At 41.4% G+C, this 25,649-nt stretch carries 28 protein-coding genes; 6 read left to right on the top strand and 22 right to left on the bottom strand.

Annotated features, from left to right (window positions below; genetic code table 11):
- Position 1: 1 nt before the first annotated feature.
- Positions 2 to 394, bottom strand: a complete 393-nt coding sequence (locus CHB71_RS00385; RefSeq protein ID WP_089354899.1) for a hypothetical protein — start codon at positions 392 to 394, stop codon at positions 2 to 4.
- Between the two features lie 70 nt (positions 395 to 464).
- Between CHB71_RS00385 and lgt the strand changes: the two genes are divergently transcribed.
- A complete protein-coding gene (lgt, locus tag CHB71_RS00390; RefSeq protein WP_089354900.1) occupies positions 465 to 1,244 on the top strand; it encodes a prolipoprotein diacylglyceryl transferase in 780 nt (259 codons plus the stop codon).
- On the opposite strand, the gene CHB71_RS00395 is transcribed toward lgt, so the two are convergent.
- The 4 genes from CHB71_RS00395 to CHB71_RS00410 are packed head-to-tail and all read right to left on the bottom strand — an operon-like array spanning position 1,234 to position 3,675.
- Positions 1,234 to 1,536, bottom strand: coding sequence for a DUF2442 domain-containing protein (locus CHB71_RS00395; protein ID WP_089354901.1), 303 nt, complete (start codon positions 1,534 to 1,536; stop codon positions 1,234 to 1,236). The two genes, lgt and CHB71_RS00395, sit on opposite strands and share 11 nt — an antisense overlap.
- Positions 1,533 to 1,838, bottom strand: coding sequence for a DUF4160 domain-containing protein (locus tag CHB71_RS00400; RefSeq protein ID WP_089354902.1), 306 nt, complete (start codon positions 1,836 to 1,838; stop codon positions 1,533 to 1,535). The genes CHB71_RS00395 and CHB71_RS00400 overlap by 4 nt, the downstream gene beginning before the upstream one ends.
- Positions 1,838 to 2,725, bottom strand: coding sequence for a diacylglycerol/lipid kinase family protein (locus CHB71_RS00405; RefSeq protein ID WP_089354903.1), 888 nt, complete (start codon positions 2,723 to 2,725; stop codon positions 1,838 to 1,840). Before CHB71_RS00405 ends, CHB71_RS00400 begins: the two co-directional genes overlap by 1 nt.
- Positions 2,725 to 3,675, bottom strand: a complete 951-nt coding sequence (locus CHB71_RS00410) for a threonine ammonia-lyase (protein ID WP_089354904.1) — start codon at positions 3,673 to 3,675, stop codon at positions 2,725 to 2,727. Before CHB71_RS00410 ends, CHB71_RS00405 begins: the two co-directional genes overlap by 1 nt.
- A 67-nt stretch (positions 3,676 to 3,742) precedes the next feature.
- On the opposite strand from CHB71_RS00410, the gene CHB71_RS00415 reads away from it, so the two are divergent.
- Positions 3,743 to 4,129, top strand: a complete 387-nt coding sequence (locus tag CHB71_RS00415) for an endonuclease domain-containing protein (protein WP_089354905.1) — start codon at positions 3,743 to 3,745, stop codon at positions 4,127 to 4,129.
- A 204-nt stretch (positions 4,130 to 4,333) separates the two neighbouring features.
- Here CHB71_RS00415 and polA read toward each other — a convergent pair whose 3' ends face one another.
- Positions 4,334 to 7,093: a DNA polymerase I gene (gene polA, locus CHB71_RS00420; protein ID WP_089354906.1), complete on the bottom strand. Its 2,760-nt coding sequence runs from the start codon at positions 7,091 to 7,093 to the stop codon at positions 4,334 to 4,336.
- Positions 7,094 to 7,187: 94 nt separating this feature from the next.
- On the opposite strand from polA, the gene CHB71_RS00425 reads away from it, so the two are divergent.
- Complete coding sequence (locus CHB71_RS00425; protein ID WP_089354907.1) at positions 7,188 to 7,907, top strand: hypothetical protein; 720 nt, start codon at positions 7,188 to 7,190, stop codon at positions 7,905 to 7,907.
- 9 nt (positions 7,908 to 7,916) lie between these two features.
- Here the strand turns inward: CHB71_RS00425 and CHB71_RS00430 are convergent, their stop codons facing one another.
- Genes CHB71_RS00430 through CHB71_RS00440 form a run of 3 tightly spaced genes read right to left on the bottom strand, consistent with a single transcriptional unit; the run spans position 7,917 to position 11,571 of the window.
- On the bottom strand, positions 7,917 to 8,519 hold the full coding sequence (locus tag CHB71_RS00430) for an FISUMP domain-containing protein (protein ID WP_089354908.1): 603 nt from the start codon (positions 8,517 to 8,519) through the stop codon (positions 7,917 to 7,919).
- A 39-nt stretch (positions 8,520 to 8,558) separates the two neighbouring features.
- Positions 8,559 to 11,201, bottom strand: coding sequence for an ABC transporter permease (locus tag CHB71_RS00435; RefSeq protein WP_221406654.1), 2,643 nt, complete (start codon positions 11,199 to 11,201; stop codon positions 8,559 to 8,561).
- A gap of 37 nt (positions 11,202 to 11,238) precedes the next feature.
- Positions 11,239 to 11,571 carry a PadR family transcriptional regulator gene (locus CHB71_RS00440; RefSeq protein WP_089354909.1) on the bottom strand — a complete coding sequence of 111 codons (333 nt, stop codon included), beginning with the start codon at positions 11,569 to 11,571 and terminating at the stop codon, positions 11,239 to 11,241.
- 139 nt (positions 11,572 to 11,710) lie between these two features.
- Between CHB71_RS00440 and CHB71_RS00445 the strand changes: the two genes are divergently transcribed.
- Positions 11,711 to 12,415, top strand: coding sequence for a hypothetical protein (locus CHB71_RS00445; RefSeq protein WP_089354910.1), 705 nt, complete (start codon positions 11,711 to 11,713; stop codon positions 12,413 to 12,415).
- A gap of 8 nt (positions 12,416 to 12,423) precedes the next feature.
- On the opposite strand, the gene CHB71_RS00450 is transcribed toward CHB71_RS00445, so the two are convergent.
- Together CHB71_RS00450 and CHB71_RS00455 are read right to left on the bottom strand one after the other, a co-directional pair.
- Positions 12,424 to 13,521, bottom strand: coding sequence for a DUF2911 domain-containing protein (locus CHB71_RS00450; RefSeq protein WP_089354911.1), 1,098 nt, complete (start codon positions 13,519 to 13,521; stop codon positions 12,424 to 12,426).
- Positions 13,522 to 13,616: 95 nt separating this feature from the next.
- A complete protein-coding gene (locus tag CHB71_RS00455) occupies positions 13,617 to 14,840 on the bottom strand; it encodes a hypothetical protein (protein ID WP_089354912.1) in 1,224 nt (407 codons plus the stop codon).
- A 108-nt stretch (positions 14,841 to 14,948) separates the two neighbouring features.
- Between CHB71_RS00455 and CHB71_RS00460 the strand changes: the two genes are divergently transcribed.
- Positions 14,949 to 16,055 carry a hypothetical protein gene (locus tag CHB71_RS00460; protein ID WP_089354913.1) on the top strand — a complete coding sequence of 369 codons (1,107 nt, stop codon included), beginning with the start codon at positions 14,949 to 14,951 and terminating at the stop codon, positions 16,053 to 16,055.
- Between the two features lie 33 nt (positions 16,056 to 16,088).
- On the opposite strand, the gene mnmD is transcribed toward CHB71_RS00460, so the two are convergent.
- Entirely contained in the window at positions 16,089 to 16,748 is a 660-nt protein-coding gene (mnmD, locus tag CHB71_RS00465) for a tRNA (5-methylaminomethyl-2-thiouridine)(34)-methyltransferase MnmD (protein ID WP_089354914.1), read from the bottom strand.
- Between the two features lie 28 nt (positions 16,749 to 16,776).
- Between mnmD and CHB71_RS00470 the strand changes: the two genes are divergently transcribed.
- On the top strand, positions 16,777 to 17,274 hold the full coding sequence (locus CHB71_RS00470; RefSeq protein ID WP_089354915.1) for a DinB family protein: 498 nt from the start codon (positions 16,777 to 16,779) through the stop codon (positions 17,272 to 17,274).
- 19 nt (positions 17,275 to 17,293) lie between these two features.
- Here the strand turns inward: CHB71_RS00470 and ispF are convergent, their stop codons facing one another.
- The 10 genes from ispF to CHB71_RS00520 form a co-directional block, all read right to left on the bottom strand.
- Complete coding sequence (gene ispF, locus CHB71_RS00475) at positions 17,294 to 17,815, bottom strand: 2-C-methyl-D-erythritol 2,4-cyclodiphosphate synthase (RefSeq protein WP_089354916.1); 522 nt, start codon at positions 17,813 to 17,815, stop codon at positions 17,294 to 17,296.
- Between the two features lie 58 nt (positions 17,816 to 17,873).
- Entirely contained in the window at positions 17,874 to 18,704 is an 831-nt protein-coding gene (locus CHB71_RS00480; RefSeq protein ID WP_089354917.1) for a DUF4349 domain-containing protein, read from the bottom strand.
- A gap of 34 nt (positions 18,705 to 18,738) precedes the next feature.
- Positions 18,739 to 19,524: an inositol monophosphatase family protein gene (locus CHB71_RS00485; protein ID WP_089354918.1), complete on the bottom strand. Its 786-nt coding sequence runs from the start codon at positions 19,522 to 19,524 to the stop codon at positions 18,739 to 18,741.
- On the bottom strand, positions 19,521 to 20,201 hold the full coding sequence (gene rsmI / locus CHB71_RS00490; RefSeq protein WP_089354919.1) for a 16S rRNA (cytidine(1402)-2'-O)-methyltransferase: 681 nt from the start codon (positions 20,199 to 20,201) through the stop codon (positions 19,521 to 19,523). Before rsmI ends, CHB71_RS00485 begins: the two co-directional genes overlap by 4 nt.
- 167 nt (positions 20,202 to 20,368) lie before the next feature.
- Entirely contained in the window at positions 20,369 to 20,605 is a 237-nt protein-coding gene (locus tag CHB71_RS00495; protein ID WP_089354920.1) for a 4a-hydroxytetrahydrobiopterin dehydratase, read from the bottom strand.
- Between the two features lie 11 nt (positions 20,606 to 20,616).
- Positions 20,617 to 20,877: a DUF493 family protein gene (locus CHB71_RS00500; RefSeq protein ID WP_089354921.1), complete on the bottom strand. Its 261-nt coding sequence runs from the start codon at positions 20,875 to 20,877 to the stop codon at positions 20,617 to 20,619.
- 85 nt (positions 20,878 to 20,962) lie between these two features.
- Positions 20,963 to 22,795 carry a peptidylprolyl isomerase gene (locus CHB71_RS00505; RefSeq protein ID WP_089354922.1) on the bottom strand — a complete coding sequence of 611 codons (1,833 nt, stop codon included), beginning with the start codon at positions 22,793 to 22,795 and terminating at the stop codon, positions 20,963 to 20,965.
- 152 nt (positions 22,796 to 22,947) lie between these two features.
- Complete coding sequence (locus CHB71_RS00510) at positions 22,948 to 23,883, bottom strand: bile acid:sodium symporter family protein (protein ID WP_089354923.1); 936 nt, start codon at positions 23,881 to 23,883, stop codon at positions 22,948 to 22,950.
- A 102-nt stretch (positions 23,884 to 23,985) separates the two neighbouring features.
- Positions 23,986 to 24,804 (bottom strand): DUF4097 family beta strand repeat-containing protein, encoded by an 819-nt coding sequence (locus CHB71_RS00515; RefSeq protein WP_089354924.1) that lies wholly within the window; start codon positions 24,802 to 24,804, stop codon positions 23,986 to 23,988.
- A gap of 13 nt (positions 24,805 to 24,817) precedes the next feature.
- Positions 24,818 to 25,648: a DUF4097 family beta strand repeat-containing protein gene (locus CHB71_RS00520; RefSeq protein WP_144017281.1), complete on the bottom strand. Its 831-nt coding sequence runs from the start codon at positions 25,646 to 25,648 to the stop codon at positions 24,818 to 24,820.
- Between the last annotated feature and the right edge of the window lies 1 nt (position 25,649).

Consider the following 25,649-nt stretch of genomic DNA (forward strand, 5'->3'; position numbering starts at 1 on the left):
ATCACTCAAAAACTAGAACAATTTTGGTTGTATTGTTCTCAATATAGTCTATTGCTTCGGAGAAACTGATAGTCGTTCCATCAATTATTACCTGATTTTGTAATGCTCGTTCCTCCGTATCAGTTGATAGGTCTCCGTAACCAAGAACTACTCCCTCATCATTTATTGATAAAGAAACAACGATTCTGCCAAGCCACACACAGGTTGCATCCGGAGGACAAAGTGAGTTCTCCTTGATACTTTCAAACGCAACTGTCCACTCCTCGCCATCTATTTCTTTCGTGACCGTTTGCTGATACTCCACAAGTATTTCATTATCACCAACAGAAATTCCAGTATCATCCTTGCATCCAGCAAAGAGTAAACTGATCAAAAGTATTTTTAAATAGCTCATCGCATTATTTTCCTTGGATTATCTCAAATCTTATGCCATATCGTTTAAACTTTATACTTTAATACTCATTATGCATCCAGAACTGTTTTCAATCGGCGATTTCACGATTCACACCTATGGTTTCATGATCATGATTGGAGCCACGCTTGGCTTCTTTTATATGACCTATTCGGCTAAGAAAGACCTGGGCATTGAGCGCGACAAAATTCAGAATCTGGCTATCCTGGTGATCGTATCTGCTTTTATCGGGGGTAAGCTCTTCTTTTATCTTGAAGATCCGTCTTATTATTTCGGTTCGTGGGAAAATATGAAGCGAAACTTCCGAACTGGGTTTGTTTTCTATGGTTCGTTACTTTTTGCGGTTCCTCTTATTGTCTGGTATTTCAAAAAAGAAAAATGGCCCTTGTGGCCTCTAATGGATCGATTGGCTATTACGGCTTGCATCATTCATGGATTAGGACGACTTGGGTGCTTCTTTGCAGGCTGTTGTCATGGAGTCCCAACGGATATGCCCTGGGGAGTCACTTTTACCGATCCTATTTCCCAGGCAGAACCTTTACATACGCCACTTCATCCAACACAGCTCTATTCTGCGACGCTGATTTTCGGTATTATGATCGTGCTTTTGATGTTGAAAAGATACAACCGATTCGAAGGACAACTCTTCTTTGTTTACATCATCATTTACGCATTTGGGCGGGGGATAATTGAGTTTTTCAGAGGAGACGAAGAGCGAGGCTACATCATTGATGGCGTACTCTCTCATTCTCAGTTTATAAGCCTGGGAGTGATTGCGGTGACGGTTTGGGCCTATCTGAGATTTAAAAAGAAAGCGAGGTTTAGGAAATAGCTGATGATTCTTCGTGCAGAATTGTATTGTGATAAAGGTCCTCAAATGGAAAGCACAATTCAAAATCATTCCAGTCAAGATTGCCGTTCATAATTTTAAACTGCTTAAAATTTTCTTCCTTCTCGTACTTTTTAATTTCTGGATGATTATTCGCATTCAAAAATGGTTTGAAATCAACCAGTTTCTCAGCTCCATCACTAAAGCTAATTCGAATGGCAAAGTCACCGATGTAGTGAGCGCTTTTAATTGCTAGATCTTGTATTTCTTCCTGATATTTTTCGATGATCTTCATTTCAATCTTTTATTAATTCTACGAAAATCCACTCGTTTGTGATACACAAAATAATCAACCCACTTTCTTACTATATCGTCCGCAAATTCGCTAAGAAAGTCCTTTAAATCAGCTAAATCTTTACCCTTAAGTGGCTTTTTTCCTTTTACGTTCGTTATAACAACTTTACTAACTATCCCCTCAGTTAATACGATGGTTGCTTTGCTTTCAAACTCACCCTTTCTTGCATGCACATGAATTGGTTCATGCTCATTGGAATAAAAAAAGAAAATAATACCCAGGTATTCGTAAATTTTTGGCATTATTTAAAGTTATTAAAAACTCTCAATTGAAGCTTCTCCGGCAAAACCTTAATCTCATACGGAGGCTGGCCCATCCGCTCCCCGTCGATGTGAGCATAAAGCAGATTATTAGCACCTACTTTTACCGATTTTGCTTTGTAAAAATTGATTTCCTTCAGAGACCCATGCGTTCCACCAGAGAGTTTATTGATGTTCAGAAACCTTCTCAATCCGGATACTTTTCCAATTTCACAAATTTCTAAAAGACCATCATCAACCTTTGCCTCAGGCATCAACTTGAATCCTCCACCAAAGGTGGTTCCATTACCAATGGTCAATAAGATTAAATCCTTTTGAAAAGGTCGATCATCAATTTGATAGTCGAACTTGCGTTCTCGATAGCCTCCGAGAATGCGAAGCACATGATAGTAGTAAGCAGCATGACCTGTGAGCAATGGCACTCGCTTGGAAGCCATATCTTCTACAATCTGTCCATCAAACCCTATCCCAACGCCATTGACAAACTTTCGATTATTGCACTGGCCTAAATCAATTCGCTTGATCTCACCATTTATGGCTGTATCAATTTGCACTTCCAGTGTCTTCCCAATCGCCACATTCTTGATGAAGTCGTCCCCTGTGCCTGCAGGTAAAATGGAAACCGGAATATCATGGTTCAATCCGTTCACCGACTCATTGATGGTCCCATCTCCTCCAATAATAATTAAGTCTGTAAACGATGCATCAAGAAATTCTGAAACGGTAGTAGTTGCGCTTTTACTCTCGTTTGTGTCGAAGACCTGGTAATCTACTTCCTGATTGTTGAGTGTCTCAGATAACTTTTTGCAGACCCTCAATGCTTTACCTCCCGCAAAGGGATTCCAGATAACAAAAATCTTTCTGGACATCAGAAAGGAAGTTTTGTCAAATCGACATTTCCTCCGGTAAGAATTACCCCCACTCGTTTGTCTTTAAATGCTTCTGGATTTTTCAAAATCGCTGCAAAAGGAACAGCACATGAAGGCTCAATCACGATTTTCATTCGCTCCCAGATCAGCTTCATCGCGTCTACAATCTCTTGCTCCGAAACCGTAAAAACTTCCTTTACATGCTCCTTTAAAATGTCAAAATTCTTTTGTCCGATGGTAGTTTTCAATCCATCAGCGATCGTATCTGATGACTTGTTTGGGATGATTTTGCCTGCTTTTAACGACTGATAGCAGTCATCCACTTCTTCTGGTTCTCCAAGATATACTTCCATATTTGGATCCAGGTAGTGAGCAATCAAAGAAGTACCCGCTGCAAGGCCACCACCGCCCACCGGAGCAATGATGCAATCCAGGTCATCCGTTTCTTCAATCAATTCTTTAGCAGCTGTAGCCTGCCCGGCTATAATGTTATAGTTATCAAACGGATGTATCAAAATGGCTCCCGTTCGGTCTACTACATCCTGACAAGCTTGTGACCTGGATTGATCGTTTGGCTCACAGAATATCACCTCCGCGTCATATCCTTTTACCGCTTCTACCTTCACTTTCGTCGCATTTTTGGGCATCACCACGAAAGCTTTTGACCCAGCCAACTTGGCTGCAAGGGCTACTGCCTGACCGTGATTTCCGGAAGAGTGACAGGCAAAACCATTCACTCGTTCTTCCGGACGATAGCTGAAGATCGCGTTGGCTGCACCACGCATCTTGAATGCTCCCACTTTTTGAAAGTTCTCACACTTAAAATAAATGTGGCAACCGGCAATCTCATCAATGTTCTTGGATGTCATTACCGGGGTTTCAATGATGTATTGAGCTATTCGCTGATGAGCGCGTTTGATGTCGGAGAAGGAAGGAGGTGAGGTTAGCATAGAAATGGAAATCCAATTTATTTGAGATTTTTATCAAATTTAAAACGAATCTGTTCCCCCTCGAGATATGAACAAATATTCTAACAACAACTACAATAAAAACCTAAAGCAGCTAGCTAGAAAGCTTAGAAAAAACCCTACGAAAGCTGAAACTGTCATGTGGCGTGAGGTGCTCGGAGAAAAGCAAATGATGGAATACCGGTTTTTGAGACAAAGGCCGATTGGTAATTACATCGTAGACTTCTTCTGTAAAGAATTGAAGCTGATTATTGAAGTGGATGGCTATACACATCAATTTGAAGAGGTGGCTGCCAAAGATCAGACTCGAGAAAAGGAGCTAAAAGAGATGGGTTATTTCGTTCTGCGTTTTGAAGATTCTGAGGTTCTTTCAGATATTAACAATGTTGTGAGAACGATTGAGAATTGGATTTTGGATCAAAAGGTCACCCCCTAACCCCCTCAAGGGGGAACTTAGGGCTGCAAATCTTCACGTTCGACCATTCCAAGATTACGAATTTGATTTGTTTCAATAGGATTAATATGTGCAGGACAAATAACGAATCTCCAATATGGTTGGAAATAACTCTATTTAAGGAGGTCTTTCTTCCTAGGCACACCACATTCCCCCTCGAGGGGCTAGGGGGTGATTATACCAATTCTAATGCGCTTCAAGCCAATTTTGACCAATCCCGATTTCTATTTCCATTGGCACTTCCAGTGGATGGGCGTTTTTCATGAAATCCTCCACTTTGCTTACCAATAATTCCTGCTCGTCTTTATGCATATCAAAAACCAATTCATCATGTACCTGCATGATCATTTTCGATTTCAACTTTTCTGATTGCATCCATTTGTGAATGTCAATCATGGCTATTTTGATGATGTCCGCAGCGCTACCCTGAATAGGTGCATTGATGGCATTTCGTTCATCGAATCCACGCATGGTGAAGTTTCGTGAGTTGATATTCCTCAAGTATCTTCTTCGGCCTAAAATTGTCTCGACGTATTCATCCTTTTTGGCCTGCTCAATGGTCTCATCCATGTATTTCTTCACATTCGGAAACTCCTTGAAATATGAATCGATGATTTCCTGAGCTTCTCCACGAGCAATATTCAGGTTTTGAGAAAGGCCATAAGCTGAGATACCATAGATGATTCCAAAATTGACCTCTTTTGCTTTTCGGCGCATGTTCGGCTCCACATTGTCAATGTCTACTCCAAATACCTTGGATGCTGTGGTTGCATGAATATCCCGGCCTTCTTTGAATGCATTCATCATGCTCTCATCCTTAGAAAAAGCGGCCATGATCCTAAGCTCAATCTGAGAGTAGTCAGCTGCCATAATCAAATGATCTCCATCACTTGGTATAAAAGCTTTTCGTATTTCACGTCCCTTTTCTGTCCGAATAGGTATGTTCTGAAGGTTGGGATTGTTTGAGCTTAATCGACCGGTCGCAGCAACCGTCTGCCGGTAGTCGGTGTGAATCCTTTCACTCGCTGGGCTTATCAGTTTTGGTAATGCATCTACGTAAGTAGACTTTAGTTTCTGGTATTCCCGGAACTCCAAAATCTTCGCTGCGATTGCATGTTCATCTGCAAGCTTTGAAAGAATGTCCTCTCCTGTTGCGTATTGGCCTGACTTGGTCTTCTTTGGTTTTTCAACCAGCTTCAATTTATCAAAAAGGATTTCTCCAAGCTGCTTTGGTGATCCAATGTTGAAATCCACTCCGGCTATATCAAAAATTTCCTGCTGTACACGTCGGCTTTCTTCATCCAGCTCCTTCGACATTTTCTCAAGTGCCAAAGTATCCACTTTCACTCCTTCGTATTCCATATCTGCCAGTACAAAAGAGAGTGGTTCTTCTACTTCATGAAGGAGCCTTTGCAGCTTTCGCTCATCAATGTCCTTTTCAAGAAGCTCTTTTAGCTGGAGCGTGATATCTGCATCCTCACATGCATAATCCTTCACCTTCTCCGGATCAATCTGATCGATCGTCTTTTGGTTTTTTCCCTTCGGACCAACCAGATTCTCGAACGAAATAGTTTTATAGTTCAAGAACTTGTCTGCCAGCCAATCCATGCTGTTGTTTGATTCCGGATCTAATAGAAAGTGAGCCAGCATCGTGTCGAAGATTTCTCCTTTCACATGAACGCCATAGTTACGCATCACCTGGATGTCATATTTCAGATTCTGTCCAATCTTCTGAATACTCTCATTTTCTAAGATTTCCTTAAAGGCATCTGCCACAGATTGAGCATTCGCTCCACATGGAACATACCAGGCTTCTCCTTTCTTGATGGCAAAAGCTATCCCTACAAGTTTTGCCTCCCGGGTTTCCAGACTAGTAGTTTCCGTATCAAAACAGAATGACTTTTTTGCACTAAGCTTTTTTACCAATTGTTGAATGGCTTCCTGACCTTCTACCAATTGATAAGTGTGTTTGGTTGTTTTGATCGATTCTTTGTTGTCAGAAGCTGCCGGAGCATCTCCACCTCCATCAAACAATCCCAGCTGTTGAGTTTCTCCTTTCTTGATGTCATTCTCTTCCTGGAAAACCCTTCTGGCAATTGTCTTGAATTCCAGTTTATCAAAAATCGGTTGAAGAATATCTGGATTCGGCTCTCCGTATTGCAGGGCAGTTTGATCAAACTCAATTGGTGAATCAATCTTGATTGTGGCCAGCTCTTTTGACATGATGCCTTGCTGCCCATGCTCCTGTACGCGCTTCTGTAATGCTCCTTTTAGCTCATCCGCGTGAGCCACAATTTCTTCAACAGAACCGTATTCCTTCAAAAGTTTGGAAGCGGTTTTGTCACCAATTCCAGGGATTCCAGGGATGTTATCCACTGAATCGCCTTTAAGTCCCAGCACATCTCTTACCTGATCGACTGCATCGATATCAAATTTTTCAAGGACTTCAGGAATGCCCATGATATCCACGCCATTTCCCATTCTCCTTGGCTTGAAAAGGAAGATATTTTCATCTACCAGCTGAGCAAAATCCTTATCTGGTGTCATCATGTACACCTTAAAACCCTCTTTACTGGCTTTCTTAGCGATGGTCCCAATCAGATCGTCTGCCTCATATCCATCCTTCATGAGAATGGGTATGTTAAATCCCTCTACAATCTTGAGGCAGTATGGAATTGCTACTTTGATCTCCTCCGGTTGTTCTTGCCGAGTCGCTTTATATTCCTTATAATCTTCATGTCGAAAAGTCGGAGCATGTGTATCGAAAGCTACACCTATATGGGAGGGTTTTTCTTTGGTAATAATCTCCAGCAAGGAGTTAGTAAAACCTAAAATTGCACCTGTGTTTATGCCATTGGTGGTAAGTCTGGGATTTTGACTCATGGCGAAGTGAGCACGGTATATCAATGCAAACGCATCAAGCAGGAAGAGTTTCTTTTCGGACATGTGGTAAATTTAGCTGACTGTTTCTTTTCTCCACTGCTCCCTATACATTAATCCGACTTTCCAATTAACTTAATGGTACCTAACCTATCATTTAATGGAAAAGTATAAGAACCTACACCTCTGGATGATCCTTCCATTGGTTATTATTCAAGTCGGAATATTCAATTTTTACTGGCCAAAGCTTACGACGACCTCCTGGGAGTTTCACATTCATTACTGGCTGGTCACTGGTTGGTTTATCCTTATGATCATCCAACCTTATCTGATTGAAAAAGGGAAAACTTCCAATCATAGAACTTTAGGAATGATTGGCTTTTTAATAGCGGGAGGAATTGTATTCACAAGTATGAGTTTGCTGGATATTCCTTTAAAACGAGCTGCTGTTTATGATCCATCCAGGCCCGGACCGCCGTTATCTTTCTATTATGGCACACTTGTTATTGAATTAATTCTTGGTCTTCTTTATGGGTTTGCTGTGATTCAGGCTATTCGATTTCGAAAGAAATTAAATGAGCATGCCTGGTGGATGGTTTGCTCTGTTTTTTACTTAATGATGCCAGCGCTTGGAAGGGGAATGATTGTTTTATGGAGAGCACTAGTTCCTATCGAAAAACTAAATCCAATGATTGTGGCGCTGAGTGCCGAACTTATTTTCATCCCACTTTTAATACTGTATGCTGTCCGCTTTGGTAAAGTGAAGCACCCGGCAACCATCATTGGTTTGCTGACCGTTTTGTTGAGATTACTTAGAGTCCCAATCGGTTCATCAGAAGCTATTCAAAATTTTCTTGATGGGTTGATCAAGTGGAATTAAAGCTTTGGCTTATTCGTCTAGTTTTTCACAAACACAACGAACGGCAAACAATCGATACTCCTCTGGTTTAGATAGCTTTAAATTCTTTTTATGAGCATGGCCGGAAATCGTATAGGGAGAGAAATGCATATGAAAACGGTCATCAGTTGCAGAGTTGGTTGTCCAGAAATCAATGAAATCGCCCGTGTCCAGCTTCCCCCCTTCAAATCGACCAATGGGTTGAATGTTTAAAACATTAGATCCGAAAATGTTGTATTGATTAAGAAAATCAACCCTGTAGAGCTTTTTATTGCCTTCCATCATTCGCACCTTTTCAGCGTCTTGAAATGATTGTATAAACAGATCCCATTCTTCTACCGTAGGTAGTCGCCATCCTTCCGGACAGACACCCTCTAAATATTGATAATCATAGAATCTAATTCGATCGCAATGATCAAGGCAGACAGACCCGGGAGCATCATATCTGAGATTTTCTTTCATCCAATGCAAGTGATCGAGTTTCACAATCTCATATTGTGTGCCATCTCTCTTATCAGTTAGAATCTGCTGACCTAAGCTGCTAAATCCTACGAGAATTAGTAGAAATGTTAAATGATGACGTTGAATATGCATCCGGAAAAGTTAATAAAATTCCCGTATGCATATTTTGCTTTACTCATATCTTAACGCCTTCACTGGGTTAGTCTTTGCGATGGAAAGCGTTTTATTTCCAACAGCAATCAAAGCAATTATCACAACCATGATTGCAGCAATTAGGAATACTGAAACACCAATCGTGATGCGGCTGGTAAAATTGTCCAGCCAACCATCCATGAGGAAATACACAATGGGCCATGAGATTACGTTGGCGATTGCCACAAGGATTAAGAATTCTTTGGAGAGGATCATCACAATTTGAGAAATATCAGCACCAAGAACTTTGCGAATTCCGATTTCTTTCGTTCGCTGAAGTGCGGTAAAAGACGTCAATCCAAATAAGCCAAGGCATGCCACGATGATGGCAAAGAAGGCAAAGAGTGTGAATGCCCGACTGAAGTTCTGTTCGTTGGCATATTGTTTATTGTAAAACTCATCCAGGAAGAACGTATCGAATGGGTTGCCAGGAAAGAATTGATCAAATGTTGCCTTACTTTCCTCATAAGCAGCTTGAAAATCATCCGTATTGAGCTTTACGGAGATGAATGAAGCAGAATTTTCAGTCAACGGGAATACCAGCGGATTGATACTGTTTTTGACAGATTGCTGGCGATAGTTATCTACCACCCCAATAATGGTTCGTTTGTCTCTTCCACCAATAAGAACTCTTTGACCAATGGCTTCATCCGGAGTTTGAATATTTAAATATTCCATGGTTGCCTTGTTGATGATCACATTGGCAGTGTCAGTAGTAAATGACTTGTCATAATTTCTTCCCGCCAAAAACTCAATGTCATAGGTAGGAAAATAGTCCTGATCAACACCTACAAGGTAAACAGTGAAGTTTTTCTCTCTTGTATCTTCTTGCTTTCTCATTCCCCTGGTCCAGAAAATTTCATCGCCTGGTACGTTGGAGCTATTCGTAACGGCCTCAATATTTGGATTGCTTTTAAGTTCGTTTTCAAATGCATTTAGTGCATTTCCGAAAAGTGAATCGACCGCAAAAACCTCCGGTCCTCGCATAACCATGGTATCTGTCATGTCAAATCCAACATCCAGTTTTTTCATGTGACTAAGCTGCTGATACACGATAATGGTACCAGCAATTAGTGTAACAGACGCAGCAAATTGGAATACAACCAGCGCTCTGCGCAGCAGGATGCCTGATTTGTTGGTCGTCATCTTTCCTTTTAGTACCTGAATAGGACGGAAGGAAGAAAGAATAAACGCAGGATACAATCCGGACAAGAATGACCCAAGCACATAAACGCCTAGCACGGCCAGCCAAAAATTAGGTTCTAAAAAGAACGCTCTGCTTAGATCAGCATCGATCAGCTGATTAAAAAATGGGGTTGTAATAACCACCAAAATAACTGCGAGGGACAAGGCCAGAAAATTCAGCACAAATGATTCAGTCAGAAACTGATTCACCAACTGTCTTTTATAGGCTCCCATGGATTTTCGTACGCCTACTTCTTTAGCCCTTTCCAGGGACTTGGCAGTTGAAAGATTTATGTAATTGATCCAGGCGATAATCAGGATGAATGCAGCGATAATGGCTAGAAAAAACACCGTGTCTCCATCACCCTGCTCTGCAGGTTCGGATTCCTGCAACAAGTTTGAATACAGGTGAATGTCAGTAATCGGCTGCAGCGGGAAATCCGATCTGAAATTATACTTTTCAAAATCCTCTCCTCTTTCTGCATACAAAACCTCCTCAAATTTTTCATCAAATGCCTTCGGGTCAGCACCATCCTCCAGTAGAACATAGGTGTTGAAATCATACCACCCCCAGGCCGTCTCAGAAGATGCTGTTCCATCATCATTTCGTGTTTGGTTGTTTAGGGTTTCGTATGATATGAGAAAGTTGTATTTGAGATGTGAGTTTTCCGGAACGTCGGCTGTTACTCCCGTGATTTCCAGAGTTTTTTCAATCCAGGTATATAGGTTTAATGTTTCTCCAACTACGTCTGTCCGGCCAAAGTATTTATTGGCAATGCTTTCCGTTATAACTACCGTATTTGGTTCACTTAGTGCCGTCTCCAAATCTCCATGGATTAATGGATAATCAAAGATTTTCAAAAAGGCGGGATCGGCAATTTGTATTCGGTTTTCACGAAACTGAATGTTGTCACGCTCAATAACCCCGGACATGGGATATGCCCTGGCGAAATCCACCACCTCAGGCATGTTTTCTTTCATGAATGGCCCCACTCGCGGAACCGCTGCAGCACAGTTGATTTGGAGGTCTTCTCCACGATAGACCATGTACTTGACACGGTACAGGTTTTCGTGATTGGAATGAAATTTATCGTAGCTGTATTCATAGCTCACATACTGTGAAATGAATAAGCATGCCGCAATACCCAGGGCTAGCCCAAAAATATTAAGTGCCGAGTACACCCTGTTTTTTGATAGGGTGCGGAATGTTGTTTTGATGTAGTTCTTTAACATAGGTATTGAGTTATTGTATCTGACCTTTCTTTTCCTTCTTAAATCGTAATTCCGAATCGACAGAAATGCATCTTTGAAATAGTGCAATCGCGCTTTGACTAGTCCTTTGCTTTCCACACGATCCTGAAACATTTCCTGCAAGTCTCCGAGGATATCATCCAGTAGCTCATCATCATAAATGAGTCGGAGTAGCTTCTCAGCCACTTTTGGTGGGGTAATATCGTGGTGTGTTTGCGACAAATTAGATGGTGATGATTGCTAGCTGTGGTATTGTTTTGTAGAAGTTTTCTTTCAGCTCTTTGGCTTCTTTCAAAACAGCAAAACCCGTATTGGTGACCTGGAAATAGCGTTTTTTCTTACCTCCACGCTTTTGTGTGGCTCCTCCAAATTCAGAAATGAGAAAGCCTTTGTCTTCCAGGCGGTATAGAGATGAATGTATCGCGCTGATATTGGCCTTTCTGTTGGCTCTTTTTTCCAATTCTTCCTTTACTGAAACGGCATACGCTTCCGTTTCCAGTGATGCTACTGTGAGTAAAATGAGTTCTTCAAATTCGCCGAGATTATTTCCTTTCATACTTAAAAATGAGACTATTCCTCATAAATGTAAATATTACCTATGATAATACTCATGTTTGTAAATAAAAGTTACAAAAAGCAACCTCTTTAATTCATTATCTGGGTTTTGGTTATTTTAGAAGTATATCCAATCAGAAATGAAGAAGTTGTTTTCAACCTTAAAAGAAAAATGGGCCGAGTATTTCCTTGAAATACTGGTGATCACCGTGGGTATTCTGGGAGCATTTCTGCTCAATAACTGGAATCAGGACAGGGTTGCTAATAATGTTCATCGGCTTACAATTGAGCGATTGATAGAGGATGTAAAAAGTGATACTTCAAGATTCGCCTACCTCGATTATCGGCTGGAAGAACGGGTGCAAAAGTGTGACTCAGTCCTTTCGCTGTTTAATGAACTGGAAACGAAGGAAAAGCGATTGTCTATGATTTCCGTTCACCTGATCAATTTCTTTCTGGTTGAATCAAATTTTACAACGTACGATGAGATGTTGAATACCGGGCGCTTATATTCAATGAATGATAAAAAGCTAAGATCAGATATCATCAATTATTACCGTGATGTAAAAAAGTGGAGTACTTACATAGAGCGTGACAATCAGCAGCTTCGTACAATGATGGTATCTCCGGCTTACAATGATTACTGGGTGGTCCAGCAAAAAATCTGGGCAAAGACGGAGATTGATGAATCGAAATACCCCTGGCTACAGCAATCTCATTCGAATGAAGTTCGTGACGTTGAAGCGCTCATATTAGCTGCAAGGAATTTATTTGCCGGAAATCGAAGAACCATTGGATTTTTAAAGCGGCATGCTGAATCCCTTTTGAGTAAACTGGAACCCTAACACCACATTCAATTTCGTTCGAACACTAGTTTGTTTTGCAAGTAAAGGTATCTAGCATAGTTTTCCCACCTACTTTTTTGCTCAATAGTCATATCCAAAGCCTTCTTAAAATGTTCTGTCGCCTTCTGTTGATTCTTTTCTTTCAGGTAATACTCCCCAAAAGCAAAATGTGTTTGAAAATTGTCAGGGTGGGTTTTAACACCTTGTTTTAGAATATCTAATGCCTCTTTTTTCTCTCCTTCAACCGCATACTTTCTCAAAGCATAATAGTAGATATTAAACCCACTTGCAGTTGTCCAGGCTTTCTCTTTGAGATCTTTCGCTTGATCTTTCTTGCCTTGAGATTCCAGTATCTCCGCTTTAAGTATTTGGTAGGCAAAGTTGTAATGTTGACGATAATATTCATTTGACATGGTGTCAAAAGCAAGTCGCGATTTTTCTAAATAATCCAATGCAAGTTCTTTTTGATTGGGATTGCCTTCTAATGTTCTAACTGCCAGCTCCTGATAATCATTGGCATCTTTTTGCTCTTTACTTTCAATGTCTGAAATGATGTTGCTGAAGGCATCTGTTTGAATATTAAATGTAACAGCAGTTTCTTCCCACCTGAGTTGCACATCTACCGATTCTGTTTTTGGATTGATAAACTCATAGCTCAGCCACTCTTGAAAGGGCATGGTTTTAGTTTTAACTGGAACACGAATGATGTCATTTGCTTTGTCATAGTTGAACGCTCCCCAACTCTTTCCCGAGGAAAAAATCAAAGTCCAGTCCTTTTCCGATACCAAAACAAGAAACCCATACGAGCCAGAATCCAGCTTCTGACCTTCAACCTCTACGGGGTGACTAAATTCAATGGTGGTTCGTTGATTGGATCCTGCTCTCCACGGGTATTCCTTTCCATCAACCACAAAATCGAAGGGTACTATGCCACCAAATATCTTTCTCCCATTGACTGATGGGCTGTGATATTTGATGGTGATATCGCACTTGCCAATGTTTGCTGTGGTAGTTCTGGATTGACTGACTAAGGTTTTTCCGCCAACATCCTGAGAGAATCCAATAGCTGCTAATAAATAAAGAGATAAGAAGATTGAGCCTTTCATAATCCTAATTTTTGCTCAATGGTACACAAGCGTTTAGACAAGTTAAAGGCTATCTGTAAAACAAGATCGTTCAATCTTGTTCATAAATTTTCTGACTACTGTAACAGTACCAATTCACTGTTGTGATCCTTCAGTTTGAAATCTAATACTTCACCCAGGCCTTTGAATTTAATGCGCGTACCTACCAGTTTCCCCATGGATTCCTTGTATGCTTCCGTATAGACTATTTTTCCACCAATAAGGATGGATACTTGCTTTTTTTCTACCTGAATACTCAATTCAACAGGGTCAGTAAAATCTGCACTAAGAGGAGACAGGTCGTGCTCCTTGCCACGCAGATAAGTGTCATTGAGCATCAGATTATTATCAGAACTACACCCAATCTTTGAAAACGGGATAATCATGGCACCTGTGGATCCAATGAAATAGATACTCATGGCCTGGCATACTGCCCATCTATCATCAAATACATTTTTAACCGTTGCAGAAAAGGAGAAGTTGTCCCCTGAAACACGACCCAGGTCATCGATAAAATGAAAGGAAGAGACAACCGGCTTTTCAAGCCCTATTACTTCCTTTTTGATCTCTTCCGGAAAAGAAAGTGCAGTGCCGTCAATTTCCGGCTCAAAATATTTTGGTGTTGGAGCGTATTCAATCAGTCCCAGCCAGCCTTCACTTTTCAGGAAAAGGTCATGTGCCTGGGCTTCCTTCCCATCCACCATAAGCTTCGCTCTGAAGTATCCAGGGAAATAGTATATCCCAGTCGCCTGGGTTTGATCTTTTTGTACAGCAATGGTTTTGGTAGGATCCCAATATTGTTGAATATGCAAACTATCTGTCCTCAGGTCAGAGGGGATATTGAAATCAAATACCACGGAATTTGGATACTCCTTGCTCAAGACTTTACTTGAAAACGAAAACTCAGAGGCATTGATAACAACCTCTGGACGCTTATTGCCGACAAGGCTTATGGAGATAATGGCCAGAATGAACCCAATGGTCACATAGATCGATTTTCTTGGGGTCTTTTCCTTTTTTCTTTTAATTGGGTCGGCCATTTTAAAAGCACGCCAGTTCTCCTTGCCCACAAACTGAGACAGTGCATCAAGCGTTGTGATGCTCGGAGCTCCATCGTGATTCACGACACCAAAAAAACGCTTTAGTGTCGCCACGCTGAGCATCACTCGTGTTGACTCAAAAACTTTCTCAGAAAGCTCATCAAACATTTTACTATGCCAGCCGCTCACAGCTCCCCAGTTGAGGATCTCCTCAACCTCATGCCTTAATCGGGCGATATACTTTTCTGAGTTATCTGACATCTTCCAAAAGTGTTAAACATCCATGAGCTGAACAACCATGAATCACATTGAATCAACTTGTCTACAGATCCCATTACTTAACCTTTAAACCATTCGTAAGGTTGTGGTATGAAAACACAATTAAAACTCACAATAGTACTTCTCCTTTTAAGTATAGGATCAAAAGGACAAATTATTCCAATTGATACGAACAATTGGGAAATTCAAGCGCGTGCCTATGTTCTTGAAAAACATCTGGGATCAGATGCAATATATCTTCAAGCTGGCTCTATGACTCTTAAGGATAAAGCGTTTAAAAATGGCATCATTGAATTTGACATCCATCTGAAAGAAGAACAGGCCTTCCCCGGGGTATACTTCCGGGCTAATAACGAGACTGGAGATTCTGAGCAATTCTATGTTCGACCGCACCAATCCGGAAATCCGGATGCGAATCAGGCAGCACCGACAACCAAAAACATTTCACCATGGCAACTGTATTTTGGCCCCCGATATTCGTTTGCTTACAAATACAATTATGAAACATGGACTCACATAAAGATTTTAGTGAATGAAGATAAGGCCCAGGTATATCTGGATAATAGTGACAAACCAAACCTCTCCTGGGATCTATTTCATAAACCAGAATCCGGCAAGATCATCATAAGAGGGGGTAACTCGTCTGGCTTTCATATCGCTAACATCAAAGTCTCATTCGACGCTCCTGATCTTGTTGGTTTTAGACCAATTGAAAGGGAAGCTATTCCCAATTTGATCCAGGAGTGGGAAGTCTCAGACATGTTTGAGGAAAAGCTTCTTGAAAACCCAAACAATATCGAAGAGGCCCTGGCGAACAGGAAGTGGCAAGGGAAAATAAAAGCAGAAGAAGGGACTGCCGCTAATATTTCCAGAATCCAAAATTTATATAATGGCGAGCCTGGCAATACCGTTTTTGCAAAAATCTCCATTACCTCAGAAAAAGATCAAATGAAATTGTTTGAGTTTGGTTACAGCGACCGGGTTATAGCCATTCTAAACGGGAAACCCATCTATTGGGGAAACAATAAATGGCGAAGCAGAGACTACCGATACCTCGGGACCGTAGGGTTATTTGATGGGATCTATCTGGATCTAAAAAAAGGCAAAAATGAGCTTTTAATGGCTGTATCAGAAGATTTCGGGGGTTGGTTGATCACGGGAAGGTTTAAAGATAATAGTGGAGTGAGTGTAAAATAGGTTTCCTGGTAAGCCGGTCTTCTGATCGGCTTACTATTTTATTCCCCTCACCATCTCCTTCTTACCCATGGCACCATGAAGCGTTTCAACCTTAAATCCAGCTTCTACGAGGTTGCGTTTGAATTGTCCCTGAGCGCAGTAGGTGGTGAGTACTCCTCCTTTTTCAAGCAGTGAGTAACATTTCTTGAGATTTTCCAGTGACCAGACTTCCGGTTGTTTGCTGGGTGCAAATGCGTCGAAGTAAATGATGTGAAATGAGTTTGAAGTGATGAAGTCTTCGAGCTTTGATGTTGTTTTTTGTAGGATGAAATTGGAAGAAATCCTTGATTCTTTCTCCCAATCAGATTCGTGAATTTTCAAAAGCAATCCCCTTTCCTCTTCGGATTGGAAGAAATTAAGGTTTTGATAAATCTCTTTCTCAATTGGGAAGGGTTCCAAAGAAGTGAAATGAATCTTTTGGTTATGTTGATTTGCAAATTGAGTTGTTAGAAAGGCATTCAGTCCGGTTCCCAGTCCAATCTCCAGAATTTTGATTTCCTCGGCTTGATTTCCGGATAACCAATGCTCCAACCCTTCACGTATAAACACATGCATGGATTCTCCCCTAGCTCCTCTCGTTGAATGGTAGGTCTCGTTTAGCTCCTCATCAAACAGGCTGTGAGAACCATCTTCGGTAGTGATGATCTTGATCATGTGCTATCTTAATACTTAAAATAATGTGATGGAAATATACGATGGTCAATCCTTTGTCAAATACCTGGACAAAGTAAAAGCAAGAACGGCAAGATTGTTTGACTTTATCCCTGAAGATAAAATTGAGTGGACCTATCAGGATGGAAAATTTACCATTGGTGACCAGATAAGGCATCTGGCAGCAATTGAACGCTTCATGTATGTAGAGAATGTACAATTGAAACCTTCAAAATACCAGGGATGTGGTATTGAATTGGCTGAGGGTAAAGAGGCCGTAGTACAATTCTATCTTCAAAAGCAAAAGAAATCAAAAGCGGTTTTTGAGCGTCTGACTCATGAAGACATGGAAAGGAAATGCGAAACACCAGGAGGCGTTGAAATCACCGTTTGGAAATGGTTGCGCGCATTAATTGAGCATGAAGTTCATCATCGGGGACAGCTTTATATGTATTTAGCCATGTTAGGCATAAAAACGCCTCCACTCTATGGATTGACATCTGAGGAGGTTATTTCAAAGTCGGTGTAAGTGGCAGATTAATACCTTATTATAAGCCTTGATACGTTGGTGCGCCTTTCCCATCGGGTTCCTTATAAATCAATACAGTCGCATGTGCTGCTACGCCTTCTTCTTTTCCAACAAACCCGAGCTTTTCTGTCGTTGTGGCTTTAATGGAGATATCTTCCTCATCTATTCCCATAACTTCTGCCAGGACCTTCTTCATCTCCGGAATATGAGGATTGAGTTTCGGCATTTCCAGGCATACGGTTGAATCAATGTTCCCTACTTTATAATCTTTCTCACCGATGATTTTGATGACATCCTTTAGCAAGATTTTGCTATCGATTCCTTTGTATTTGGGATCCTTATCTGAAAAATGAAAACCGATATCCCGCATGTTTGCCGCTCCCAACAAGGCATCACAAATCACGTGAATCAATACATCCGCATCTGAATGTCCATACGCTCCATGCGTATGGGGTACTTTGATCCCTCCGATCCAAAAATCCACGCCTTCTGCCAGGGCGTGTACATCGTATCCGTATCCGACGCGTATGTTGGGTTTCATTGCATTTCTTTTTATGTAAAAATAATCCCCCCTGTAGTCCCCCCAAGGGGACACACATTTATTTCTTACGAGCTCTAACCTTTTTCACCACCCAAACAACCCCGACAGCAAGTAAACCAAATGGCCAAAGAGCTAACACGTAAACCAGAAAAGTTAGAAATCCCTGCCAACCGGCGGTAATGGAATTAACCAAACGAGTGCCAAAACCGGGACGCTGCTCCTGATCCAGTTCGTATGGAATCAATTGGTAGAAGGACACATCAATGGTGCTGAAATTGATTTGATGACTTAGCAACTTAAATTGTCCTTGAAGTGATTCGATCTCTGATCGCACCTGATTCAGGTTTCTTTCCACTTCCAGAATGTCGGTGATCTTATTCGCTTGTTTGAGTATCTCCAAATAACGCTCCTCTAATTTTTTCTTATTGTCAATTCGGGACTGAAGATCATAATACCTTTCTGTTACATCATCGGTATTCACCCATCGGTTATCCAGCTTTTTATCCTTAGTAATATCAGCGATCATTGGATCAAAATTTTGCGGTGGTACCTTGATGCTCACATTGTAATTCACCCGATCGTATCCTTTGTTTTCATTCTCCGAGCTGATATAAGCCTCATATTTTTCTAGCATATCATTCAGCCGATTGTATTCTTCTTTTGTACTTTCTACTCTGTAAGAAAGACCACCGGTTTTGATTACTTTCTTTTGAATTTCAGCTTCGTCTTGTTCTGTGTTAGCAACTTTTCTGTACGAAGCAGCGTCCGCTTCTTCAACTGCTGGCTGCATAGTCATTGGGACTTCCATTTCCGCCATGGTAGAGTTAGATCCTTCATTGCCACCACAGGCAGCCATAAGGAAGATGATGAGAATGGTGAGTGTCTTCATGATTATAAATTTAGAGTAACTAATCACAAGAATCTTACCAATATTTTTTTATTACATGAAGTAGTTGCGGGTGTACCACTCCTCCTGCAACAATTTCTCTTCCAAAGATGAAATTGTTTCCTCCTTTGAAATCAGTGACTTTACCGCCAGCCTCCTGAACGAGAATAACTCCACCGGCTATATCGTATGAGTTGAGATTGTATTCAAAATAGCCTCCGTATCTCCCGCAAGCCACATACGCCATATCAGCAGCTGCACTACCCATCCTTCTCAGTCCTTGAGTGGACTCCATCAGTTGGTGTAATATGAGAAGGTATTCATCCAACCGTTCAAATTCATGATATGGAAAACCTGTGGCAAGCACCGTATCAGAAAATGATTTCGCCTTGGAGACAGCAATCTGTTGCTTATTCAGGTATGCACCTCCATCTTTCCATGCATAAAAACATTCATCGTTGGCCACTTCATAGACAACTCCTGCAACAATCTTTTCTTCATGCATTAGGCCAATGCTGACACAGTAATTTGGAATGCCATGCACAAAGTTTGTAGTGCCATCCAGAGGGTCAATGATCCAGGTAAATTCTTTTTGCCCCTGTATGGTGGTCTCTTCCTCAGTAATAAAACCGGCTTCAGGAAGGATTTTTTCTAAACCGGAAATAATCTGTTTTTCGGATTCTGTATCTACATAGGAAACCAAATCGCTTTCTCCTTTAAACTCTACTTCATCATACGAAAACCGCTTTCGCTCCTGCCGGATAAATCCTCCGGTTTTCAATGCTACTGCTGCTACTTTTTCGGTGATGTTTTCCAGGTTCATTTGGCTCCTTCTAATACAATGACAAATTCTCCTTTGATGCTTTTCGCGCTGAAATAGGTCAGCACATCATCTATCGGGCCTGTCACCGTCTCTTCGAACTTCTTTGTTAACTCTCTGGAAACTGAAACGTTGCGCTCCCCCAAGATTTCTTTGAATTGTTGCAATGTTTTTAGGAGTCGATGCGGAGACTCGTAATAAACCACCGTACGTGTTTCCTCTTTTATGGATTCAATTCGAGTTTGTCGGCCTTTTTTGTGAGGCAAAAATCCTTCGAAGACAAAACGGTCGCATGGAAATCCGGACTTAACCAATGCTGGAATAAATGCCGTAGCTCCGGGCAATGAATCAACAGGGATCTCATTTGCGAGTGCTTCCCGTACCAACAAAAATCCCGGATCTGAAATCCCAGGTGTCCCGGCATCCGATATCTGAGCAATCGACTTGCCTTCTTTCAGCTTTGCGATAGCTTCCTCCACTTTCTTATGTTCATTGTGGGCGTGGAAACTTTGCGCTGGTGTGCCTATCTCATAATGCTTGAGTAAAACTCCTGATGTTCTGGTATCTTCAGCCAGAATGAGATCTACATTTTTCAATACCTCCACTGCTCGGTAGGTCATATCGGCAAGGTTGCCAATAGGAGTTGGGACGAGGTATAGTTTGCCGGGCTCAATGGTCATAGGGCTAAGTTAGATTTTTAACCACAAAGGACACAGAGATTGATCACAGACAGCATATTCAATTTTATTTTTCATTTCGAACGCAGTGAGAAATCTTTACCTCACACATTGACAATGAGATTTCTCGTCGTTGCACTTCCCTCGAAATGACATCAAATTATAATTGTTTAAGAAACCAACCCATCAATGGCCTCCGCCAGCTTATGATCCTTCTCAGTCACTACATCACCGGCATCATGGGTGTTTAATTCGAAGCTGACTGTGTTATATACATTGCTCCAATTGGGGTGGTGATTCATCTTTTCAGCGATAATCGCCACGCTGCTCATGAAGCCAAATGCTTCCACAAAATTTTTGAATTCGAATGTCTTTTTAAGCTTGTTGTCTTCTTCTTTCCAACTCATGGTTCTTGATTTTAAAGTGCAATGATTCCTTCAATCTTGTTGGCTTGCTTGTATACTTCCACTACTTCCTGACTTGAATTCATTTTCTGATTCAAAGTAATGCTCACGTATTTGTTGCCAGAGCTGGGCTTGAGTTTGATTTCTGCTCCGGGCAATAATGCTTCAACCTTAGGCTGATGTTCCGGCTTTACAATAAACTTAAACGTGTAATTGTCAGGGAAGTCATGTGTTCCCTCAAGCTTTTCAACAAATGCTTTTTCGTCCCAGCTCATACATTCAATTTAATTGGAATCCAGTACTATAAAAAAAGCCATCCCGATAAAGTTCGGAATGGCTTTTAAAGATTCTTATTTCAGTTTAGAAGAACTTATATCTCATGTCTTCGATATCCGCGAATTCTTTCACTGCATCATCGATTTTTCTAGGAACGAATAATCGGAAGTATGAAAGCGGGAAATCCGCAACCATGGCATTTTGTCCCAATCGCTGACGAGATACCTGAAGGGCGTAGGCTGAATAATCATCTACATCAGCAGGAATATCTTTAGCTAATAGTTTTACAACGATCACACCATCCTGAACTGCAAAAGCCTGCGTCATTTCTTCTTCTTCCAGTGCGAATGCAAGACCAATTGCTTCCGGTGCATATCCAACTCCTGTAATGCTATTTGAAAACAACTGGAAATCAGCAGTGCCCGTCTTAGCTCCTTCACCGTATGCCGCAGACATTGACTCAAGATCAGTAGCATCAAGACCGCCAAGCTTACTTATAATCGTTTCCGCTTTTTTCTCGTTCTTCACCTTTCTTTCAACTTGATTTCTAACTTCCTCCAGATTGGCCACTCCTTCTTCTTGCTCTGCAGTCATTGCCGCAACAACATATTTCTCACCTATTTCTTTTACTTCTGAAACAGCTCCAGTACTAGCATCATTGTATAACCACAGCACGAGACTTCTAGCCTCTATCATTTGACCTACACGTTGTGCGTTTTTGCTGATACGATTAGCTGTTCTTACATTCAACCCCTGCTCCTCAGCCAACTTTCGGAACTCCTCAAGGTTACCTGCTGAAGCCGCAAAAAGGTCAGCTTGTCTGTATACCTCATTGATGGTTTCATCAGAAACGAAAAATTCCTTCTTCATTTTTGCCACTCGATACAGTAAGCTATCTGCAGCCACTTCATCGATTCGTGATAGCTTATAAAATTCATAAGCTCCATTCACGATTTGCGGCTCTGATACAAAGCCTACTTCCTGACCCTGCAGGGATGCCGGTAGGTTGTTTTCATTATATGTAATGAAAGGGTATGGATCGTCAGAATTAATGCTGACGAAACTAGAATCATTAGAAGCGTTTGCCAATGATTGCTGAAAGTCCGCCACTTCATTTGCCACCACAGATGAATCCAGGCTTGACGGGACAATATCAAACACCACATACTCCATGTTTCTCGTTTCATCTCTTTGAAATTCTGATTCATGATCATCCAGGTATGACTGAAGCTCAGCGTCTGTAACTGAAACTTCTTCATCAGAAACACTTAGAAACGGAACGTACATGTAGTCAATAGTAGCATTCGCATTTTGACTTACATACTCATCCTTTGCCTCGTATTTGGTTACATAGTTGGTCTTTGTGAAAAGGTTTGCATACTTCTCTAATTTCCTGCTTGGAATAAGCGACTGCTCGAATGCAATCCAAGAATTTCTTTGTTGTGGTTGTGCCTGACCAAGGCTTCCCAAAAAAGCCGTTACATTTTCTTTTTGAAACTGACCAGTTTGTGGATCAGCAAAAAACTGTCTGATCTGAGGGCTGATGTTGCTCCCCTGCACCATATCCACTAGCTCAGCGTTGGTGACCGTAATACCCAACTCTTCAAACTGCTTTTCATAAGCGTTTTGTAAAATCAAAGCATTCCATGCCTGATTCCTGATTTGGTCTGTCTCTTGCTGAAGCGGGTTTCTTCCGGTGTTGATCGCAAAATTGTAGGACAGCTCATCAACTTTATTTTGAAACTGGGTATTGGAAATGCTTTCTCCGGCGATCTCTCCAATGTCTGGATTTTCTCCACCACCTAAAATAGATGAGTTTCCGATCAAATCTGTGCCAATGAATGCTACCATGGTGACCATGATTGCTCCCACCACGATCTTACCCATCTTGTTTCTCAGTATTCCTATTAGTGCCATATTCTTCTAAATGCTCTTTTTGAGGTCGGCAAAAATAAGGAAATAATTTGCTATTGACCCACACAGTGGGTTTTAATAAATAAGCCACAATTATCAGGAGATCAAATGGTTAGTGCTCAGCTTTTTTCTATCAGCACTCTGAGAGTGAATTTTCAGACTTCCGTTTGAATATTTGATTCTGCTGATTGGTTTATGACCGGTCTGTTGTTCCAAATAGATGCAAGGCTCAAACCGGAAATGATGTGCCAAATGCCCCACCAAGCTGCAACGATTGCCATGCCTCCTAATCCATCGAAAAAGGAGAAAATAAGGATCAATCCAAGTCCCGAGTTTTGAATGCCTGTTTCTATGGCAATGGATCGTTTATCCTGCTCATCAAGTTTGAAAACCCTTCCCATCTGGTATCCGGCTGTAATTGCAATGGCATTGTGAGCGAGTACAAGTAAAATCACCAGATGAATGTATTTCAGGAAAAGATCGAAATTGGCACTGAAAGCCATCAGAACAATGGCCACAAAAATTCCAATAGAGCTGTAATGCATAACGGGATGCAGACGATCCGCAACTCTTGGTTTCCATTTCCTTAACAGCATACCTAAAACAATAGGGATGAGTAATAGCATGGTGATCGTCTTCAGAAGCTGCCAGAAATCAAGACTGACTTCTGTGAGGATACTTGCTGTGGGTGGATAGAGTCCTGCCCATAAAGTAAGGTTAATAGGAGTGAGAATAATGGCCAGTGTACTTGATACCGCGGTTAAGCTTACTGAAAGCGCAGCATTTCCTCTGGCCATTGCAGACATGAAGTTGGAGATGTTTCCTCCCGGACATGCCGCCACCAACATCATCCCTAGTGCAAAACTGGCACGAGGCTGGATTATCAAAATCAATAAGAACGTAAGAATTGGAAGAACAATGAATTGAGACATGATACCTGCTAACGCTGCTTTCGGACTTTTCAACACCCGAATAAAATCTTCGACGCGGAGGTTGATAGCCACCCCAAACATGATGAAGCCAAGACTTAGATTGAGGTAAAATAAGTTGGCTTCACTGAAGTTGAGTGTGACCTGATCGATCGAATCCATCAGGGCAAGATAATAACAAATCCCCTCCTGGGAGGGGTAGGGGTGGGTTCCACCATCACACTCTTCAAAGGGAGATCCCCTTCGAAGAGAATGACGGATGATTTACTTCTTCCGGATAATGATATCTCCGTGCATGTTTTTGAATGTGTACTCCGGACCACCACCGTTGATGGCACCAAATACCCACGAATTGATAGATACTTTGTATTTGCCATCATCTGATTTCACTTCAGGTTTGGATCTGTCTACGGTCATATCGTAATCGGTGAATATTTCTCCCCGATCTGATCGCATCTTGGCAGTTGCCTTGATTCCTGGAGGAAAAGTCACGTCCACATTTCCGTGCAGGGTTACAAATGACATGGGCTCATTTGGAGTCACTTTTATGAAATTCACAATGATGTCTCCATGAACCGTATTTGATACAATAGATCCACTCATGTCTTTTAGTGTCAGCGGGCCATGCACGGCTGAAATCTCATGAGTTCCGCTTACTCCTGTGACATCTATCTGACCATGGACTGTTGAAACCTCCAGGTCAAAATTAGCCGGCACCCTGATGGTAAGATTGATAGGTTTTTTCCATGAGTTTGTTTCAACCTTCACGCGATTATTGTTTTCAGAAGCACTGAGCTCGATTGGACTGGATGCGATCCTTTTCATTCCGGATGGAACTGACCGATCATCATCATCGTCGCAGCTTACACAATCGTGATCTTTCGATTTAGTGCTTGCCTCAGCCTCAATGATTACTTCCTTCCCATTGTAGGCTTCCACCATTATGTCTCCTCGCACAAGGCCCACTTCCAGCTTGCCTTTGGTATTGGGAGAGCTTAAGGGTATCGCGATTCGCTCGTTGAAATCCTGTGCCCAAACACTCGCTGAGGCTACAAGAAATAATATGATTATTAACTTTTTCATTTTCTTATCTTATTTATGATTTCTTCTTTTTCAAATAAACATTTCCATTGATGCTTTTGAACGAAAGTTCAGGACCACCAGACCCTATTTCTACGCCGGTTTTGGTTCCAATTTTGAAGGTTCCATTACGTTCGCTTTTCTCTACTTTAGGACTCATCCGTTTGTAGTCAAATGCAGTATACAGATCCCCATTCATGCTGTCGAAATATACCTGCGCATTGAAGTCATCAGGTAGCTCGAAAGTAAAGTCACCGTTTACGGTATGGAACTTTACCGGCATTTGAGGAGCTTTCACAAACGTGATGTCTACATCCCCGTTGACCGTTGAAGCACGTCTTAGATCGTGGACGTTTTCAACCTCAATGTCGCCGTTTACATTGCTCACCATCACTTTCCCTTCCATGTTCCTTACCAGGACATCTCCATTGTTGACGGTTTTTGCATGGATGGCAATCTTTTTGGGCACCTTCAATTTGTACTGATATTTGAAAGAATAGTCAGGGCCATCATTCATATTGTATCCCCAAAACTGCTGTCCTTCACACCTCCGTATAAATGGCGCCTTCATATACAAAACCAGTGAGTCATTTTTGATGTATTCTCCAAGCTTTAAGTCCCTTTTTGCCTGGTCAATTAAATCATCGGAAGATGCTGAAATCTCAATGGTTAAATCCAGCGAAACCTGATTCCCTTCAGTGGCCTCTACTGTCACATCCCCATTCATGTTGTGGATCATAACCAGCATTTTCTCAGCATTTGAAATATCGTATGTTTTGTTGATCACGATCCTGTCCTCCTTGAGGTCCGGGTTGATCAGCGTCAATAGTATGAGTAATAATTTCATT

The organism is Ekhidna lutea (assembly GCF_900188325.1).
Lineage (GTDB): Bacteria > Bacteroidota > Bacteroidia > Cytophagales > Cyclobacteriaceae > Ekhidna > Ekhidna lutea.